This is a genomic window from Mesorhizobium sp. M4B.F.Ca.ET.214.01.1.1 (assembly GCF_004791545.1).
Lineage (GTDB): Bacteria > Pseudomonadota > Alphaproteobacteria > Rhizobiales > Rhizobiaceae > Mesorhizobium > Mesorhizobium abyssinicae.
Genome location: NZ_SRUX01000014.1, coordinates 179,902 through 196,245, shown reverse-complemented (window position 1 = coordinate 196,245; position 16,344 = coordinate 179,902). Strand labels below are relative to the sequence as shown.

The 16,344-nt window shown below is 63.6% G+C and carries 23 protein-coding genes; 15 read left to right on the top strand and 8 right to left on the bottom strand.

The window, feature by feature from the left end; genetic code table 11:
- Positions 1–117 precede the first annotated feature (117 nt).
- The 7 genes from EN857_RS36350 (at position 118) to msrA (ending at position 4,030) form a co-directional block, all read left to right on the top strand.
- Positions 118–1,317: a terminase family protein gene (locus EN857_RS36350; protein ID WP_348630793.1), complete on the top strand. Its 1,200-nt coding sequence runs from the start codon at positions 118–120 to the stop codon at positions 1,315–1,317.
- Positions 1,314–1,517 carry a hypothetical protein gene (locus EN857_RS25775; RefSeq protein ID WP_127392070.1) on the top strand — a complete coding sequence of 68 codons (204 nt, stop codon included), beginning with the start codon at positions 1,314–1,316 and terminating at the stop codon, positions 1,515–1,517. The genes EN857_RS36350 and EN857_RS25775 overlap by 4 nt, the downstream gene beginning before the upstream one ends.
- A gap of 105 nt (positions 1,518–1,622) precedes the next feature.
- Entirely contained in the window at positions 1,623–1,862 is a 240-nt protein-coding gene (locus tag EN857_RS25770) for an ABC transporter permease (RefSeq protein ID WP_127392069.1), read from the top strand.
- On the top strand, positions 1,847–2,041 hold the full coding sequence (locus EN857_RS25765) for a hypothetical protein (RefSeq protein ID WP_127392068.1): 195 nt from the start codon (positions 1,847–1,849) through the stop codon (positions 2,039–2,041). The genes EN857_RS25770 and EN857_RS25765 overlap by 16 nt, the downstream gene beginning before the upstream one ends.
- The gene (locus EN857_RS25760; protein ID WP_127392067.1) at positions 2,041–2,364 is read left to right on the top strand and encodes a hypothetical protein; all 324 of its coding nucleotides are present in this window, start codon (positions 2,041–2,043) and stop codon (positions 2,362–2,364) included. The genes EN857_RS25765 and EN857_RS25760 overlap by 1 nt, the downstream gene beginning before the upstream one ends.
- Positions 2,365–2,481: 117 nt before the next feature.
- Positions 2,482–3,381 carry an ankyrin repeat domain-containing protein gene (locus EN857_RS25755; RefSeq protein WP_127312218.1) on the top strand — a complete coding sequence of 300 codons (900 nt, stop codon included), beginning with the start codon at positions 2,482–2,484 and terminating at the stop codon, positions 3,379–3,381.
- 130 nt (positions 3,382–3,511) lie between these two features.
- On the top strand, positions 3,512–4,030 hold the full coding sequence (gene msrA / locus EN857_RS25750; protein WP_127287090.1) for a peptide-methionine (S)-S-oxide reductase MsrA: 519 nt from the start codon (positions 3,512–3,514) through the stop codon (positions 4,028–4,030).
- A 289-nt stretch (positions 4,031–4,319) separates the two neighbouring features.
- On the opposite strand, the gene EN857_RS25745 is transcribed toward msrA, so the two are convergent.
- Positions 4,320–4,514 (bottom strand): hypothetical protein, encoded by a 195-nt coding sequence (locus tag EN857_RS25745; RefSeq protein ID WP_126055200.1) that lies wholly within the window; start codon positions 4,512–4,514, stop codon positions 4,320–4,322.
- Between the two features lie 168 nt (positions 4,515–4,682).
- On the opposite strand from EN857_RS25745, the gene EN857_RS25740 reads away from it, so the two are divergent.
- Complete coding sequence (locus tag EN857_RS25740) at positions 4,683–4,952, top strand: hypothetical protein (RefSeq protein WP_127287089.1); 270 nt, start codon at positions 4,683–4,685, stop codon at positions 4,950–4,952.
- Between the two features lie 8 nt (positions 4,953–4,960).
- On the opposite strand, the gene EN857_RS25735 is transcribed toward EN857_RS25740, so the two are convergent.
- From EN857_RS25735 to EN857_RS34900, 6 genes are all read right to left on the bottom strand, one after another.
- Positions 4,961–5,506 carry a hypothetical protein gene (locus EN857_RS25735; protein ID WP_127287088.1) on the bottom strand — a complete coding sequence of 182 codons (546 nt, stop codon included), beginning with the start codon at positions 5,504–5,506 and terminating at the stop codon, positions 4,961–4,963.
- A 474-nt stretch (positions 5,507–5,980) separates the two neighbouring features.
- Positions 5,981–6,451, bottom strand: a complete 471-nt coding sequence (locus tag EN857_RS25730) for a GFA family protein (RefSeq protein WP_127287087.1) — start codon at positions 6,449–6,451, stop codon at positions 5,981–5,983.
- Positions 6,452–6,620: 169 nt separating this feature from the next.
- On the bottom strand, positions 6,621–6,932 hold the full coding sequence (locus tag EN857_RS25725) for a hypothetical protein (RefSeq protein ID WP_245478413.1): 312 nt from the start codon (positions 6,930–6,932) through the stop codon (positions 6,621–6,623).
- 19 nt (positions 6,933–6,951) lie between these two features.
- Positions 6,952–7,119: a Thivi_2564 family membrane protein gene (locus tag EN857_RS25720; RefSeq protein ID WP_127287442.1), complete on the bottom strand. Its 168-nt coding sequence runs from the start codon at positions 7,117–7,119 to the stop codon at positions 6,952–6,954.
- Between the two features lie 151 nt (positions 7,120–7,270).
- Complete coding sequence (locus tag EN857_RS25715) at positions 7,271–7,612, bottom strand: hypothetical protein (RefSeq protein ID WP_127392066.1); 342 nt, start codon at positions 7,610–7,612, stop codon at positions 7,271–7,273.
- Positions 7,613–7,827: 215 nt separating this feature from the next.
- The gene (locus EN857_RS34900) at positions 7,828–8,007 is read right to left on the bottom strand and encodes a hypothetical protein (RefSeq protein WP_189521664.1); all 180 of its coding nucleotides are present in this window, start codon (positions 8,005–8,007) and stop codon (positions 7,828–7,830) included.
- On the opposite strand from EN857_RS34900, the gene EN857_RS25710 reads away from it, so the two are divergent.
- A complete protein-coding gene (locus tag EN857_RS25710; RefSeq protein WP_245511345.1) occupies positions 7,927–9,255 on the top strand; it encodes a PAS domain S-box protein in 1,329 nt (442 codons plus the stop codon). The two genes, EN857_RS34900 and EN857_RS25710, sit on opposite strands and share 81 nt — an antisense overlap.
- A gap of 39 nt (positions 9,256–9,294) precedes the next feature.
- Here EN857_RS25710 and EN857_RS25705 read toward each other — a convergent pair whose 3' ends face one another.
- Complete coding sequence (locus EN857_RS25705) at positions 9,295–9,549, bottom strand: hypothetical protein (RefSeq protein WP_127286440.1); 255 nt, start codon at positions 9,547–9,549, stop codon at positions 9,295–9,297.
- A gap of 268 nt (positions 9,550–9,817) precedes the next feature.
- On the opposite strand from EN857_RS25705, the gene EN857_RS25700 reads away from it, so the two are divergent.
- From EN857_RS25700 to EN857_RS25675, 6 genes are all read left to right on the top strand, one after another.
- Positions 9,818–10,063 (top strand): hypothetical protein, encoded by a 246-nt coding sequence (locus tag EN857_RS25700; protein WP_127286441.1) that lies wholly within the window; start codon positions 9,818–9,820, stop codon positions 10,061–10,063.
- 185 nt (positions 10,064–10,248) lie between these two features.
- Entirely contained in the window at positions 10,249–11,475 is a 1,227-nt protein-coding gene (locus tag EN857_RS25695; protein WP_127392065.1) for an anion transporter, read from the top strand.
- Positions 11,476–11,635: 160 nt separating this feature from the next.
- A complete protein-coding gene (locus tag EN857_RS25690) occupies positions 11,636–12,634 on the top strand; it encodes a LacI family DNA-binding transcriptional regulator (RefSeq protein ID WP_127286443.1) in 999 nt (332 codons plus the stop codon).
- Entirely contained in the window at positions 12,631–14,148 is a 1,518-nt protein-coding gene (locus EN857_RS25685) for a sugar ABC transporter ATP-binding protein (RefSeq protein WP_127392064.1), read from the top strand. Before EN857_RS25690 ends, EN857_RS25685 begins: the two co-directional genes overlap by 4 nt.
- Positions 14,148–15,221 carry an ABC transporter permease gene (locus tag EN857_RS25680; RefSeq protein ID WP_245478264.1) on the top strand — a complete coding sequence of 358 codons (1,074 nt, stop codon included), beginning with the start codon at positions 14,148–14,150 and terminating at the stop codon, positions 15,219–15,221. Before EN857_RS25685 ends, EN857_RS25680 begins: the two co-directional genes overlap by 1 nt.
- A 78-nt stretch (positions 15,222–15,299) precedes the next feature.
- Positions 15,300–16,289: a substrate-binding domain-containing protein gene (locus EN857_RS25675; protein WP_127286074.1), complete on the top strand. Its 990-nt coding sequence runs from the start codon at positions 15,300–15,302 to the stop codon at positions 16,287–16,289.
- Positions 16,290–16,344 lie beyond the last annotated feature (55 nt).

The window sequence follows — 16,344 nt, the reverse complement described above, 5'->3', positions numbered from 1 at the left end:
GCTCATCCACGGTTTAGGCTACCTGAGGGGTGACGGGCTCTCGACCGCCGCCACGGATCAGGCAAGCACCTGGTCCGTGGCACCCCTCAACAATGCACGATTCCAGACACACAAGGGGTGTTCCAGCTTGACGCCGGCGTCCGCAAAATCACTGCCGCCGTGTTCCTTCGCGCACCCCTCATCCGTCTCGGCGCTGAGCGCCGATCCACCTTCTCCCACAAGGGGAGAAGGGAAAGGACCGCCATGTCCCGACACGTCACCTTCATGACCATCGACGACGCCGAGCACTACACGCCGGCCGAGCGCGCGGCGATCATCGCCGCCTATCCCGAGCATGAGCGCGAGGCGCGGGCGAAGGGCGTTCCGGTGCTGGGCTCGGGCCGCATCTTTCCGGTGCCGGAGGAGATGATCGCCTGCGAGCCGTTCCGGCTGCCGCGCTGGTGGCCGCGCATCGGCGCGCTCGATTTCGGCTGGGACCATCCCTCGGCCGCGGTCGAGCTCGCCTGGGACAGCGAGGCCGATGTCGTCTACGTCACCAAGGCGGCGCGCGCCTCGCAGCAGACACCGGCGATGCAGGCGCTCGCCCTGAAACCCTGGGGCGAATGGCTGCCATGGGCATGGCCGCGCGACGGCCGCCGCGAGACGCTGGAAGGCGCAGGCACCGCGCTCGCCAGGCAATACGCCGCGCACGGCCTGAACATGCTCGGCAACCACGCCCGCTTCGCCGACGGCTCGGTCTCGGTCGAGGCCGGGCTGATGGAGATGCTCGACCGCATGCAGTCCGGCCGCTTCAAGGTGTTTTCGACGCTGCTCGACTGGTTCGAGGAATTTCGCCTCTACCGCCGCTTCTATTGGGATGCCGTCGCCGGCGCCGAACTCCCCGCCGTGTTCGACTTTGCCGTGAACAGCGGGCCGGGCAGGGCAGCGAAATGCCTCCAGGCGATCGTCGGCGCCACCGAGGACGGCCGGATCGGTCCGGCCACGCTCGGTGCCGTCAGGGCCCGGCCCGCCGGTGTCGTCATCGATGAGCTGTGCGACGCGCGTCTGGCGTTTCTCAAGCGGCTGTCGACCTGGCCGACCTTTGGCCGGGGCTGGAGCCAACGGGTCGGCTCGGTACGGGCCGAGGCGCTGCTGTTGTCGGCTGTCAAAGCGCCGGCCTTGCCGGCGGCCGCGCCCGGACAAGCGGCCCCGTCCGCGCCTTCGGCTGAAGCTGCACATCCGGAGGCAACGCCCAATCCCGCCGCGCCCGCCGGCAAGGCGTTCTGGCGGTTGTTGCTCGCCATCTTCAAAACCATTCTTGGAGGCAGGAGATCATGATTGCCGTCATCATCCGCATCGCGCTGCGCTACGGCGCGGCGATCCTCGTCGCCCGCGGCCTGCTCGGCGCCGGCGACGCTGCCGCCCTGTCGGGCGACCCCGACATCCAGGTGGCGCTCGAAACCGGCATCGGCCTGGCGATCAGCCTGGTCACCGAGGCCTGGTATCTGCTCGCTCGCAAGTTCCACTGGCAAAGGTGAGGGGGTCCAAATGAAGGAGGTCTTGACCGAACTCCTGCGCCAGGCGCTGCCCTGGCTGGCGGGTTCGCTCCTCATCGCAGCGGCACTTGTCGTGTGGTGGCTGTCATGACGGCGCTTCTCTCTTTCCTGTTCGACAATCCCGCGATCCTTGGCCTGCTGGCCTCCGTCATTGCCGCGCTCGGCTGGGGCTTTCGCCAGCGGTTCGCCGGCGCCGAGGCCGAGCGCAGCAGGCAGGCCAAAGCCGAGGCAGCGGCCCGCGCGCTCGCCGACCGGGTCGACAACGACATCGGCGCTCTGCCCGCGGGCGCCATCAAAAAGGAGTTGAAGGCATGGGCAAGGGATTGATTGTCATGCTGCTTGCCGCGGCTTTGGCCGGATGCACCACGAGCACTGGCGGCTTCTGCGCCGTTTCCAGGCCGCTGCGCCTCTCCGCCAAAGCCGTTGACGCGCTGTCGGACGAGGAAGCCAAGGCACTGCTCGCGCACAATCGCAAGGGCCAGAAACTCTGCGGCTGGAGGCCCTGATGCAGGATCTGTTCGATCTCTTGGGCATCAAGGGCCCTGTGGTGGCCGCGGGGCTGGCAGGCGGCGCATTGCGGGCCCTGTCGCGTCACCGCTACAAGCTGCGCGAAATGATCGCTTCGCCGATCTGCGGCGCGCTTGCCGCCGCCTATCTGACGCTGCCGGCCGTGGCCTGGTTCAAGGCAAGCGGCCTGCCGATCCCCGATCCTGCCGACGACACCACGACCTTGGCTGCCGCCTTCCTGATCGGCGTCTCGGCGATGTGGATCTCGGACATTCTGTTCGAGGTCGTTGTGCGGAAATTCAAGCCGACAAGCGAAGAGTGATCTGCCGCGCCGCGCGCTCCTTGGTCTTCGAATAAGCATCTGCTAATATTTGTCCTGTGCATGGAGCCGCAATCGGAGCCAAACCTGTGCGCTTTTTCTGAGCAATGAGAGGGCACAATGATCAAGCTGGGACGCATCTGCGTAGTAAGGACTTTGTGGGTCCTTTGGCTTTTTACACTGCCCGCCCAGGCGAACAACTTGAATGATCTTGTCAAGAAGGGCGACGTCGCAGCGGTGGCTTCCGCCTTGGACAAAGGCGCCGCCATTAACGAAATTGACGGTGTTACGGCGCTCTACATCGCCTGCGAAAAAGGAAATGTCGAGTTAGCACAACTTCTAATCAAGCGTGGGGCGGACGTCAGCCTGCCCGTCAGTTGGCAAAGAACGCCACTCTACGCCGCCAACAAGGGCGGGTACGCAGACATCGTGAAGCTGTTGCTCGACAACGGGGCCGACCCAAATCAGGTGGCGAAAGCGCAAACGCCGCTTCACGTAGCTGCCGAGAATGGCTGCCTCCAGTGCGTCATCCATCTCGTGGACGCCGGAGCAGAGGTCAACGCGCTGACATCGAATGGAAGTCCGCCCATACATCTGGCCAAGCTGAGTGGTCACGACGACGTCGTGGCCTACTTGCGCAGTCATGGCGCCAGCCGACCGGCCATTGCGCCGATTTCGGCACGACTTGCATCGGCGAACGCTGAATCGGGCAAAGAACTTTTCGGCAAGACGTGCGGGACTTGTCATCTTGTCGTGCCGGGGGTCAAGAATCCCAAGCCCAATCTGTGGGGCATCGTAGGGCGGCCGAAGGCCTCGCAAGGCGATGTCGAGTATTCGTCGAGTCTAAAGGATGCCGGTGGCGATTGGACTTTTGAGGAACTCAATTTGTTCATCTCAAATCCCGCGCTCGCGTTGCCTGGAACAGATATGCTTTTCCCGGGCCTGCAGGACGAGAAGCAGCGAGCGGACCTCATCGCATACCTGCGGACCTTGAGTGACACACCGTTGCCGCTTCCCTAGAATTGATTTTGATGTCCTCCCGTCCTCAATCCAGGCGGCTGTCGCCGCTGCGGCCTTACCAGGACGCTTGAGCGGCTGGACGAAGAGCGCCACAATCCCCATCTATGGAGAAATCCAAGGGAGATATGATATGGCGACTTCCACCGAACGAGCGGTGCTTGCTGGCGGCTGCTTTTGGGGCATGCAGGATCTGATCCGGCGCTATCCGGGTGTGATCTCGACCCGTGTCGGCTACAGCGGCGGCGACGTGCCCAACGCCACCTACCGCAACCACGGCACCCATGCGGAGGCCATCGAGATCATTTTCGATCCGGCCAGGATCAGCTACCGCACGCTGCTCGAATTCTTCTTCCAGATCCACGATCCGACGACCAGGAACCGTCAGGGCAACGATGTCGGCATGAGCTATCGCTCGGCGATCTACTATACCAGCGACGACCAGAAGCGGGTTGCCGACGACACCATCGCCGATGTCGAGGCTTCACACCTGTGGCCGGGCAAGGTCGTCACCGAGGTCGCGCCGGTCGGCCCTTTCTGGGAAGCCGAACCCGAGCATCAGGACTATCTGGAGAAATATCCGAACGGCTATACCTGCCATTTCGTCAGGCCGGGGTGGAAGCTTCCGGTTCGTGAAAAGGCGGCGTCGTAAGCCCGATCGGTGCTTGGCAGGTTTTTCCCGCCTGCGCCGGAACATTAGTTCTGGCTAAGAGTTCATCCCCCGGCAGCGCGTAACGGTTTGCTGCCTGATCGGGGCCGGCATCCCGATCCAGCCCGCGTCCCCTGCGAGAGGCGCGGGCTTGCTTGTGTCGATAACTCGGCCTGGACTTGCCGATCCCACCAATTTCGCCCGTCGTGCCAGAAGGCACGGCGGGCTTTTTTGCGTTCAGGTCCCGGCAACGCCCGGGGCGCCCGCCGCGGCCGCCAGTGCCGTCCCGGATCTAGCCCTTGGCGCGACGGCCGTCGCTTTCATGGTTGCCGATCCAGTGCGCGCGGATGCGGTCGCTGGTTTCGAGATAAGCCATGTCGATCAGATAGGTCAGAAGCTTCTCGCCATCGGCTTCGGCTTTCTGACGCAGTTCACGCAAGATCCCCTGCGCAAACTGCAGGTTTTCCATTTTGCTCGGCTGGTCCATCGCTGCCCCCAATGTCTGCATGTGAATTCTGGCTGACTGTTGCTTGCATCAAGATTTTGGCGAGACTCACGGCGAAGCTGTGCTCGGTTGTGTCGGCGTCCGATCAACGAAGCTGTTGGACATTCTTCGGAAATGTCGATATTTTGCGCGACCAATCGGACCGCGACGATGCACGAAGACGAGGGCAGCACTCCTGACAAGTTGCAAGCCATGCTGGATGTGATTGCCAGGAACGGCCCTTCGAGCCACAGCGAGCAGTCCGATATCGGCAAGCTGAAGGCAGACGCGGCCAGCGCGGCCGCAGCGTTGGTTCAATTCTACGGCGACACGGCGCTCGAACGTGCCAAGTTGCTTGAGCGGCGCTCGCCGCAGTCCCATTTCGCCCGCCTGGTCACTGCCGAAGTCAGCAAGCACGGCAAGGGTCCGCCCGGAAGCTAGGGTGCGCGCTAGGAGGATTTGCGCCTCCTCGATCCGCCGCCAAGACGCAGCTGCACCTCTTCGTGGGCATTGTCCAGCAAGTAGAACAGCAGATCCTGTCCGATCGATTGTGAGATTTCCTTGGCCTGCTCGATATGCTGATGGATCTCGCGCAAGGAGGCCTCCTCGCAATCCTCTTCTTGCGTCAGGTCGACGAACCAGCCGGGATAGACAGCCGCTTCTCCAAGGCTGTCGACATAGCATTGGCCGACTGCCAGGATCTTGCGAAGGCCCATCTTTTCCGAACGAACTTTGCAGACCTCGCGGAAGCTCGATCGGCGCTCTACCGCCCGGCGGATCGCAACATTGACCCGCAGCCGGTCCTCGGCCTCGATGCTTTCCATGCATCTTTCGAGGGGAGCGCCACGCGAGAACTCATCGAGCGTGAGTCCGAAATAGTCGGAGAGGTTGGCGTCACCGTAGACACGGTTTCGCTTGATGTCCCAGGTCCAGAACCCGTCGATCGGTGGATATCGCAGATGAACGCCGCGACCTCCTGCAGGCATCGCCGCCATGAAAACCGCCCCGTTCGGCTTCAAGATTCGCAATAGTATGTAACATAGGCGAAAAGAAACAAGGTGGCCTTTTGTACAAGACCATCAAGGATCACGTTGCGTCAGAGGGTTTGCGTACTTGGATATCGTAATTGATGTCGTGAAAAAAATAACTTGGGGAGAATTTTCTTTCATGGAAAGAATGTCTGGCCTGGTAGCGCAACCATAACTTGGTACTTCACAAGATAACCAAGCTGCAAGACTGGCAAAATAATAGCAAAGGTTGTGCCGGTCTGCCTGAAGAACAACTCCGCACGGCTGCGAGGCCGACGCGGCAATGTTGGGAACGTTGCCTGAACCGCGCCGGCCAAAGCGGTTTCCAGAAGTCCACCGCAAATCGAATCTTAACTGAGCATTGGGGCAGCGGCAAACCGACCATCGGTTGCAAAATGCAAGCCGATTTACCGTCGATCCAGATGGAAGCTGGCCTGCCTCTTAGGCCAGCTTGCGCTGGAGTAGGTTGTCCGAGGGCGCCTCGTTACTGTCCGCCGTAGTTCCCGGCTCCTCTGCCGGCGATTCGCCATCGACGCGATCGTGTTCGAATTGCTGCGCGTCGGGCAGCGGCTGCAACCAGTGTTCGCGCCTCACGATCCACAGTTCGTAGGTCGGCTCGAGCTCCGTCGGCGCTACATCGAGGCTACCGAGCATCACTTCGACTTCCTCCTCGCCAACCGAGGTCACGCGGCCGCCGCAGGTCGGGCAGAAACTTCTGCCGCCATAGGTACTGACGATGCCGGCCGTCTCGAAGGCTTCGAGCGGCCAGATGGCGAAGGCCTGGTAGGCCGATCCGCTGGTCTTGCGGCAATCCTTGCAGTGGCAAAGCCCGATCCGAAGCGGCTCGCCCGTCACCGAGAACTGGACACCGCCGCATAGGCAGCTGCCGCTGCGCCTGACATCACTGGACATGGCTGTTTCCTCCTGGGTCGCGCCGCTCTGGTTAGCCGGCCGCGACAACATGCCGGGAAATGTCTAACCCGAATCAATTCGCGCGAGGCGCAAACGGTTCCACGCTGCGCGGCGTCGAGGTCGACGCCACCGCAATCAGTTTGCGCAAGTTGTCAGCTTCCGCGAGTTGTCAGTTCGGGAAGTCGAAAACCGGCTCCTGGCAGCGGTAGACGCGGCACTGGCCGTCGCGCGTCGGAACGGAGGCGGCGGTGGGCACCTCCGGCCAGTCGCATTCATTGCCGAACTGGCGCACATAGCGCTCGTAGGTGTTTTGGCCGGTGGTCAGCACGGCCGCACGCTGGCTTTGGATAAGCGACCGTACCTGTTCGCAGCTCATTGCACGCGTGTCGGGGCGGGCATGCGCCGTGGTGGCGGCACACAACAAGGCGCCGGCAATCCATGCGATCGAACGAGCCTTCATCGGCAACCCCAGCTTGAACATCCTTCTCTTAGAGAAAGGATCAGAAAACGGCCAGATACTTCAACAGCGAAACGATGCCGATGATGATGACGACGATCTGCGCGATCTGTCGCGTGCGGCCGTCAAGCGGGAGGCGCTGGACGAGGTAGAGCACGAGGATGATCACCAGGAACGTGATCAGGATGCCGATGAGCGCCGATGAAGCCACGTCCTGTCTCCCAAGTTATCGTTTCGAGCTCAAATGTTTCGAACCAAACAAATTAGCAAACGTCGTTGCGGCCGGATCGGTTCCCCCGGCCGGAAACGGCGGAGGCCGCGAAGCCAGGCGGCTCGCGGCCTCGGTTCGGCGATTACGCTGGTTACTTGCCGCAATGATTGTCGTTCACCGTCGGCGTGCTTGTCCCGGGCGATGTCCCGGTTGCGTCAGGCTGTGCGCCCTGCGGGCCGACCGGACAGTTCTGATCCGGGGTCGGGCTCGTCGCATAGGGGCGGCTCATGCCGTCGATGCTGTAGGTCGGTGTGGGATCGATGGCATTGGGGCCGTTCGGATCGACCGTGTTGGGGCCATCGGGGTCGACGACAACCGATTTTCCACTGCCGTCGGCCATGTCTGAGCCGGCCGTGTCGCCAGCGGTCTGGGCCATCGCCGATGTGCCGAGGCCAAGCGTCAGCAAGGCGGCTGCGAGGATTCTCATGGTCATGGCGGTCTCCATTTGGTTGTGGTTTCGTCGCGTCGCGACTTTTGCGGGAACCGCTCGCGCCGGTGATGGTTCCCTCGCAAATTCATTTGGATGGGGAGGTCGCCGACACCTCCTGCCGCCTTTGACGACTGCGCAAGCGTAGCCGGGAACCGGCGTTCGCGGCCGGACACCGCGCGCCGGGGAACCGAAATCCCTCACGCGCATTCCTTGTCGAGTTAATTTTCCAGCATCGAAAGGCGAGGGGGTCGGTGGATACGATTGAACATGGCGGCATCGGGCTCCCGGGCGCCCATGCCTTCGATCTGCTGCAGGCGCTGCCAGTCGCCGTCTACACCACCGACAAGCAGGGCCTCATCACATTCTTCAACGAAGCCGCGGCCGAACTTTGGGGGCATCGTCCCGTCCTCAACGAGGATCGGTGGTGCGGATCGTGGAAGCTGCGTCATCTCGACGGTCGCAAGATGGCGCACGACGAATGCCCGATGGCCATTGCCTTGCGCGAAGAAAAGGACGTTCGCTGGGGGCGGGCGATTGCCGAGCGGCCCAACGGAGAACTCATCCCATTCAGCGCACATCCCGTCCTGCTTCGCAACGAGACCGGTGACACGATCGGCGCAATCAACACCTTGCTCGACCTGCGCACCCAGACCATGGCGGACGAAGCCCGCACGCGGCTTGCCTCCATTGTCGAGTCATCGATGGATGCGATCGTTTCAAAGGACATAAACGGCATCATCACCAGCTGGAACGACGCGGCGCAGCGCCTCTTCGGCTACACGCCGGCGGAGGCGATCGGCCGGCCGGTGACAATCCTCATCCCGCCCGACCACCTGGACGAGGAGGTCTCGATCATCACCCGCATTCGCGCCGGCGAGGTCGTGCCGTCCTACGAGACGGTGCGCCAGCGCAAGGACGGCACGCGCATTCCCGTTTCGCTCACCGTCTCGCCGATACGCGACGGCATCGGCAGGATCATCGGCGCGTCCAAGATCGCGTGCGACATCAGTTCTCATAAGGAGAGCGAACGGCGCATCCGCCTGCTCATGCGCGAGGTCAATCATCGCGTGAAGAACCAGTATTCGGTCATCATCTCGATGATCCGCGAGACGAGCAAACAAGCCAGCAGCCCGGAGGTCTTTCTGGAACAGGTGCGCGAACGCATCCTGGCGCTTTCGGAATCGCACGATCTGCTTGTCAATGCCGAGTGGCGCGGCGCGACGGTTGCCGAACTGGTCGAGGCGCAGGTAAGGGTCTTCGCGGCGCAGTCGCGCCTGTCGGCAAAGGGGCCGGTGATTATGCTCAAGCCGAACGCCGTCCAATATCTCGGCATCGCCTTCCACGAACTGGCGACAAATTCGGCAAAGTACGGGGTCTTGTCTAACCCGGTCGGGCAGGTCGAGATCGAATGGGCCATAACCACCGCCGCCAATGGCGAGGAAACCTTCGGGCTTGTCTGGCACGAGCACGATGGACCGCCCTTGGACGGAGAGATACGTCGCGGATTCGGATCGGTTGTACTGAAACGGATCGCGCCGCAGGCGCTGGGCGGTACCGGACAGCTGGAGTTCGGCGAGCACGGTGTAAGCTGGAAGCTCGAAGCGCCGTTGCGATACGTGAAAAACTCTCTTGACGAGATGGATTGACGGCGCGACCGGCCGAAACTTCGCGCTGACATCCTCTCCTTACTGCGTCGCCGAACAGGCGCGCTCGGCCATCTCGGCGACAAGCGCGCAGTCGAACTCCATGGCTGCCCCATACGTTTCGGCTATTTGCACGACCATATATTCGAGGTCTTCGCGCGCGACGTTTTCGTCGAGGTTTCGCAGACGCACACGCTCAGCCACGACAGCGACATTGACCACGCCCGTGGAATGGATCGCGGCCAGGACCAGGGAGTTGAGGTCTTCTCGCAATTGGCTTGAATAGCTGTCGCGCATGGCAGTTGCCTTCCGGTGAGGCGTTTTCCCTCATTTTCGAGCATGCGCCCGACACATTGCGATAGCAAGCGCAATGTCAAAAATATTGAAATAAAATCAATTAGTTAGTATAGTCTGTTGATTGCTTGGTCGATGCCTTGTCCTCATCGTTGGGCCTTTGCGCCGATCACCCATCGCTCACCCTTGACGGGATGTGCGTCAAATCCTAATTTTACTGTTAGTGAGCCAGATACTAACTCACTGCATTTTGGTCTTGGCGGAGGCACAAATGGGCGAACTGGAACGACCTGAACGGCTCCAGATCATGCTGACGGCTGACGAATTGGCTGCACTGGAAAACTGGCGCTTCGAAAAGCGTATGCCGAGCCGGTCGGCGGCCGTGCGGGAACTGCTACGGCGCGGCCTTGCCGCGGAAGGGTTCCTCAAGGCCGAGCAGGGGCTGAAATCGCAGGAGTTTGGAATTCTGGAGCCGGAACGCAACGATAGCGCCGAGGGCAAGCCGGTTGCAGACTAGCCACTGAGCAAACCCGCCTGTCTTGTTCGGACGCCGCGGCCTTATCGTCGGGTCGCACGAAAAGTTTCAACCGCACAACCGCTTCCACCGCTTTCGCTTTGCCGCCCGCTTGCTAAAGGTGGAGCGAAGAATGCCGCCGGGCAGAATCTGCCGGGGAGCGGCGAGTTCGGACGGAACTTCTGCCAATGACATGGACTGGCGCGGCGGCACTTTTGATCCTCATCCTGACCTATGCCGGTGTCGCCGTTGGCCGCTTTCCGGGCCTGCGCCTCGATCGCGCCGGCATTGCGCTGCTCGGTGGCGCAGCCATGATCGCCGTCGGCGCGATCAGCATGGAGGATGCCTACCGCGCCATCAACTTCGATACGATCACGCTGCTGCTCGGCATGATGATCGTGGTCGCGCATCTGAAGGTTTCGGGCGCCTTCCGCGCGCTCGGCGGCTTTGCCATCGAGCATGCGCACGCGCCGTTCATGCTCCTGGTCATGGTGACGCTGCTGACAGGCGTGCTCTCGGCCTTCCTGGTCAATGACGCAATCTGCCTGGTGATGGCGCCGATCGTCGTCCATGTCACGCGCGTCATCAACCGCAACCCGGTTCCGTATCTGATCGCCACCTGCACGGCTTCCAATTGCGGCAGTGTCGCCACCATCACCGGCAACCCGCAGAACATGGTGATCGGCGCGCTGTCCGGCATTTCCTATCCTGCCTTTTCGGCCGCTCTCGCGCCGGTGGCGCTGTTCGGCCTTCTCGCCGTCATCGTCATCTTGCGCATCGCCTACCGCGCCGAATTCGCCCGCACCGTGGACCTCAGTCCCGAAGTCTATCGCGGCCGCATGCTGCCGGGTCAGGTGCTGAAGGCGGTTATCGTCTGCGTCATGCTGGCGGTTGCGTTCTTCGCCGGCGTTGCGGTTGCCAAGGCGGCGCTGATTGCCGGCGCCTTCCTGCTCGTCACCCGCGCGATCAAGCCGCACCGCATCTACCGGGAGATCGACGGCCCGCTGCTGTTCATGTTCGCCGGCCTGTTCGTGGTCGTGGCCGGCGCCGAAAAGACGCTGCTGACACCCGAGATGATCGCCTGGGCGAAAAACATCGGACTCGACGATGTCTGGCGGCTCTCCGGCTTCACCGCCGTGCTCTCCAACATCATGAGCAACGTGCCGGCGGTGCTGGCGTTGAGGCCCTTTGTCCCCGGGCTTGAAAACCCCGAGCGCGCCTGGCTGGTGGTCGCGATGAGCTCGACGCTGGCCGGCAATTTCACGCTGCTCGGCTCTGTCGCCAACCTGATCGTCGCCGAGCAGGCCAAGGCGGCGGGCAAGGAGCTTTCCTTCTCCGCCTTCTTCAAGGTCGGCTTGCCGCTGACGCTGGTCACGCTTGCCGCCTGCACGGCCTGGTTGGCTTTCACCACCTGATTTCCAAGTTTTCAGCCCGCGACAAAAATTTGTCGCGAGCTTTTATCGAATCGATTGCGCAAACGTTTCGATGGCTCTATGGTTTCCATAAATCCGCCGAAGAGCGGTCGGGAAACGCAATCAAGGGAGGAGCGCTTGCGGGCACTCCACACGAGCCGTCATGCCGACAATGGCTGAGGTCGCGCGCCGCGCCGGCGTCTCGGTGTCGACCGTCTCGCACGTTGTCAACGGCACCCGCTTTGTTTCGCCCGAGAAGGCGAGACTGATCAACGAGGCCATCGCCGCCATGGGCTATCAGCCCAACGAACTGGCGCGCTCGCTGAAGGTCGCCTCGACCCGCAGCGTCGGGCTCGCCATCTCGGCGATTTCCAATCCTTACTTCACCGACATCATCTGCGCGGTCGAGGCCGAATGCGCCCGGCTCGGCCTGATGGTGTTCCTCTCCGACACGCAGGAAGATCCGAACCGCGAGCTTCAGGTGGTGCGCGCCTTCCACCAGCGCCGCGTCGACGGCGTCATCCTGGCGCCGTCTGGCTCGCCCGAGCGCGCCATCGACTATCTCGCCGAAAAGAAGCTGCCCTGCGTTTTGATCGACCGCTTCGCCGACGACCGCTTCGACCAGATCGGTGTCGAGAACGACACGGCGATGCAAGCCCTCATCGACCATGTCGTGTCCTTCGGCCACAAGCGCATCGGCTATATTGCCGGCCAGCCGGGGCTGGCCACCACGCGCGAGCGCATCGAGGCGTTTCGCGCATCGCTCGCCGCCAATGGACTTGAATGCCTGCCGCGCTATGTCTCGCCGGAGAATGTCGACACGGCGAGCGCCACGGCATCGACGCATGCGATCCTGGCCTTGCCGACGCCGCCCACCGCATTGGTCACCGGCAACAACATGACGACGATCGGGGCAGTCCGCGCCATCCGCGAGAAGGGTCTTTCGATTCCCGGCGACCTGTCGCTGGTCGGCTTCGACGATTTCGAATGGGCCGACTGCTTCGAGCCGCGCCTGACGCTGGTCGAACAGCCCTGCACCGAGATCGGGCACCAGGCGGCGGCGCTGCTCAGCGAGCGCATCGCCTCCAGCCACGCAGCGCCGCGTGCCGTGCGGCTGCAGGCAAGGCTGCAGGCACGCCAGTCCTGCGCGAGGCCGAGATGAGCGCGCCGCTGCTTTCGGTCACCGGTGCGGTGAAACGCTTCGGCGGCGTGCAGGCGCTGCGCGGCGTCGACTTCGACCTCAAGCCCGGCGAGATTCACGCGCTGCTTGGCGAGAACGGCGCCGGCAAGTCGACGCTGATGAACCTTCTCTCTGGGGTCTACACGCCGGACGAGGGCGAAATCCAGATCGACGGCAAGCCGGTCACCTTCAACAACCCGCGCGAGGCGCAGGCAGCCGGCATCGCCACAATCTTCCAGGAACTCGACCTGGTGCCCTCGCTCGATGTCGCGGCGAACCTCTTCCTCGGCCGCGAATTGATGCGACCGGGCGGCCTGCTCGACGTGCCCGCGATGCGCCGCGAGGCGAAGCGGCGGCTTGAGGCGATCGAACTCGCCATCGACCCCGCGCGCCTCGTCGCCGACCTCTCCATCGGCCAGCGCCAGGTGGTGGCGATCGTCAAGGCGCTGTCCTATGCCTCGCGCGTGCTGATCATGGACGAGCCGACGGCCGCGCTCACCGTCGGAGAGGTCGAGCGCCTGTTCGACATCATGCGCAAGCTCGCCGCTACCGGCGTCGGCATCGTCTACATTTCGCACCGGCTGGAGGAAGTGCCTGAGATCGCCGACCGCGTGACGGTGATGCGCGACGGCCGCGTCGCCGGCGTCACCGAGCCGCACGCGCCGCAGGCCGAACTGGTTCGACTTCTGGTCGGCCGCTCGCTGGATGAACTCTACCCGGCGCGCGCCAGAAGCGCCGGCAAGACGCTGCTCAGCCTCAAGGATGCCAGCTTCAGGCTCGCCCGCGAAAGCGCCGGCTGGCAGCCGCCGAGCGGCATTTCGCTCGAGGTGAAGGAGGGCGAGATCGTCGGCCTGGCCGGCATCATGGGAGCAGGGCGCACCGAACTGCTGTCCGCGCTCTACGGCACCGGGCTCGCCGGCCGCTGGCAGGGCGAGGTCGCAGTCGACGGCAGGCCCGTGAAACTCGACTCCATCGACGCGGCGCGCAAGGCCGGCATCGCCTTCGTCACCGACGACCGGCGCGGCAGCGGCCTGATGCTGCGGATGGCCGTCGGCCTCAACCTCGTCATGTCGGTGATCCGCCGCATCTCGCCGGCCGGCCTGATGTCGCCGCGCCGCCAGGCCGACGCCGTGAAGCAGTCGTTCGGCCAGTTCGACATCCGGCCGAGGAACCCGGACATATCGGTCGGCGCGCTGTCGGGCGGCAACCAGCAGAAGGTGGTGCTGGCCAAGGAAATTCTCGGAAACCCGCGTCTGCTGCTTCTCGACGAGCCGACCCGCGGCGTCGATGTCGGCGCCAAGGGCGAAATCTATGCGCGGCTGAGAGCCCTCGCGGCGCAGGGGCTCGGCATACTGGTCGCCTCCAGCGAGATGCCGGAGCTGATCGGGCTCTGCGACCGGATCGTGGTGCTGCGCCAGGGGCGCAACGTGGCGGAATTCATTGGCGGCGTCGACGAGCACACCGTGCTTGCCGCGGCAAACGGCAGGGAGGCCTGATGTCGGACCAGAAGATTTCGGTGGCTGCCAGCCCGGCAGCTTCAAGCCCTTCGGTACCCGCTGCTCCGGCGGCGAGGCGCGTCGACCCGCTGGCGATCATCGTGCGCTTCCAGAGCCTGATCGGGCTCGTGCTGGTGGCGATCGGCGGCGTCATCTTCTCGCCCCGGCGACACGGCGAGATCCTGTTCCTCAACCCCGACAACATCGCCAACATCGTGCGCGCCGTGTCCGAGACCGGCATCATCGCCATCGGCATGACCTTCGTCATCATCACCGCCGGCATCGATCTCTCGGTCGGCGCGGTGCTCGGCCTGTCCGCCGTGGTGACCGCAACGATGATGATCTCCGGCGGCTTCGGACTGATCCCGACCATTCTGGCCGTGCTCGCCATGGGCATCGCCTTCGGCATCGTCCAGGGCACGATCTCCACCCGCTTCCGGTTGGAACCGTTCATCGTCACGCTCGCCGGCCTGCAGGCGGCGCGGGGCCTTGCGCTCATCGTTTCCGGCAACCAGTACATCAACATCTCCTATGGCGAGGGCCCGGGCCTGGCGCCGCCGGTGTTCGCGGTGCTGGGCGAGCGGCTGTTCGACAACACAGTGCCGGTGGCAACCATCGTCTTCATCGCCTTTGCCGCGATCGCCACGGTGGTGCTCAACACCACGCGTTTCGGCCGTTACGTCTTTGCCGTCGGCGGCAACGAGCGCGCCGCGCGCATTTCCGGCGTGCCGGTGTCGATGGTGAAGATCTCGGTCTACGCCATCACTGGCTTTGCCTCAGCACTTGCCGGTATCGTGCATGCCGGCCAGTTCAATTTCGGCAGCGCCAATGACGGCATGGGCTACGAGTTGACGGCGATCGCCGCCGTCGTCATCGGCGGCACCAGCCTGTTCGGCGGCGCCGGCTCGATGGTCGGCACCGTCGCCGGCACCATCATGCTCGGTGCGCTCGCCAACATCCTTCAGCTCAACAACATCACCCCAGCCACGCAGCTGCTCGCGACCGCCGCGATCATCGTGCTGGCGGCAGTGCTCCAATCCCTCGTTCGCCGCCGCGAGGGATTGGGCAGGTAGGAGGCCGGCGGCAAGCATACCCCCGAGACTGAAACCAAAGGTCTGTCCGCCCCCGGCCAGACGAGGAGGAGAGTGAGCATGAAAACCACACTGAGAGGATCGAAGCGTGCCCTCAAGGCCGCGCTTCTGGCAGGCGCAGGCCTGTGCATCGCCAGCACCGCCCAGGCCGCCGCCCCGATGGTCAAGGCCTGCGCCAAGGACGGCCAGTTCGTCATCGGCTTTTCGCAGGCCAACAACGCCGAGCCCTATCGCCAGCACGTCAATGACGAGCTGACGGCCGCGGCCAAGGACGTTCCGCAGTTCACGCTGCAGATCGCCGACGGCGCCGGCAACGTCAACACGCAGACGTCGCAGGTCGACAACTTCATCACTCAGAAGGTCGATCTCCTGCTGATCTCGCCCTTCGAGGCCGCCCCTCTGACGCCGGCCGTCAAGCGCGCCATGGATGCCGGCATTCCGGTGATCGAGCTCGACCGCAAGACGGTCGGCGATCCCGGCAAGGACTACACCGCCTTCATCGGCGGCGACAATTACAAGATCGCGCTCGAGGCCGGGAAGTACACGGCAAAGACGCTGCTGCCCGACGGCGGCGAGACGGCGGTGCTGGAAGGCCTGCCGAGCTCGACGCCGGCGGTGGAGCGCCTCAACGGCTTCAAGGACGGCGTGAAGGAGAACGCCAAAATCCAGGTCGTCGCCGAGCAGGCCGCCGACTGGGTTCCGGATAAAGCCCAGACCGCCTTTGCCGCCATGCTGCAGGCGCATCCCGACATCAAGGTGCTCTACGCCTCGAACGACATGATGGCGGCGGGCGCGCTGCTGGCTGCCAAGGGCGCCGGCAAGGACGTCAAGATCATCGGCACCGACGGCCTGCCCGGCCCGGCCGGCGGCATCGAGGCCGTCGCCAAGGGCGACTGGGCGGCGACCTTCACCTATCCGACCGGCGCCAAGGAAGCGATCGAGATGTCGAAGAAGATCCTGCTCGACTGCGCGACCGCGGTGGAGCCGACGGTGACGGTGGAGACGACGGCGATCACGGCGGAGAACGCCAAGCAGCTGATGGGCAAATAGGCAGCACGCTAGACTCGATGGCGATAGGGTAAGGCCCCGTACGGGGCCTTGCTCT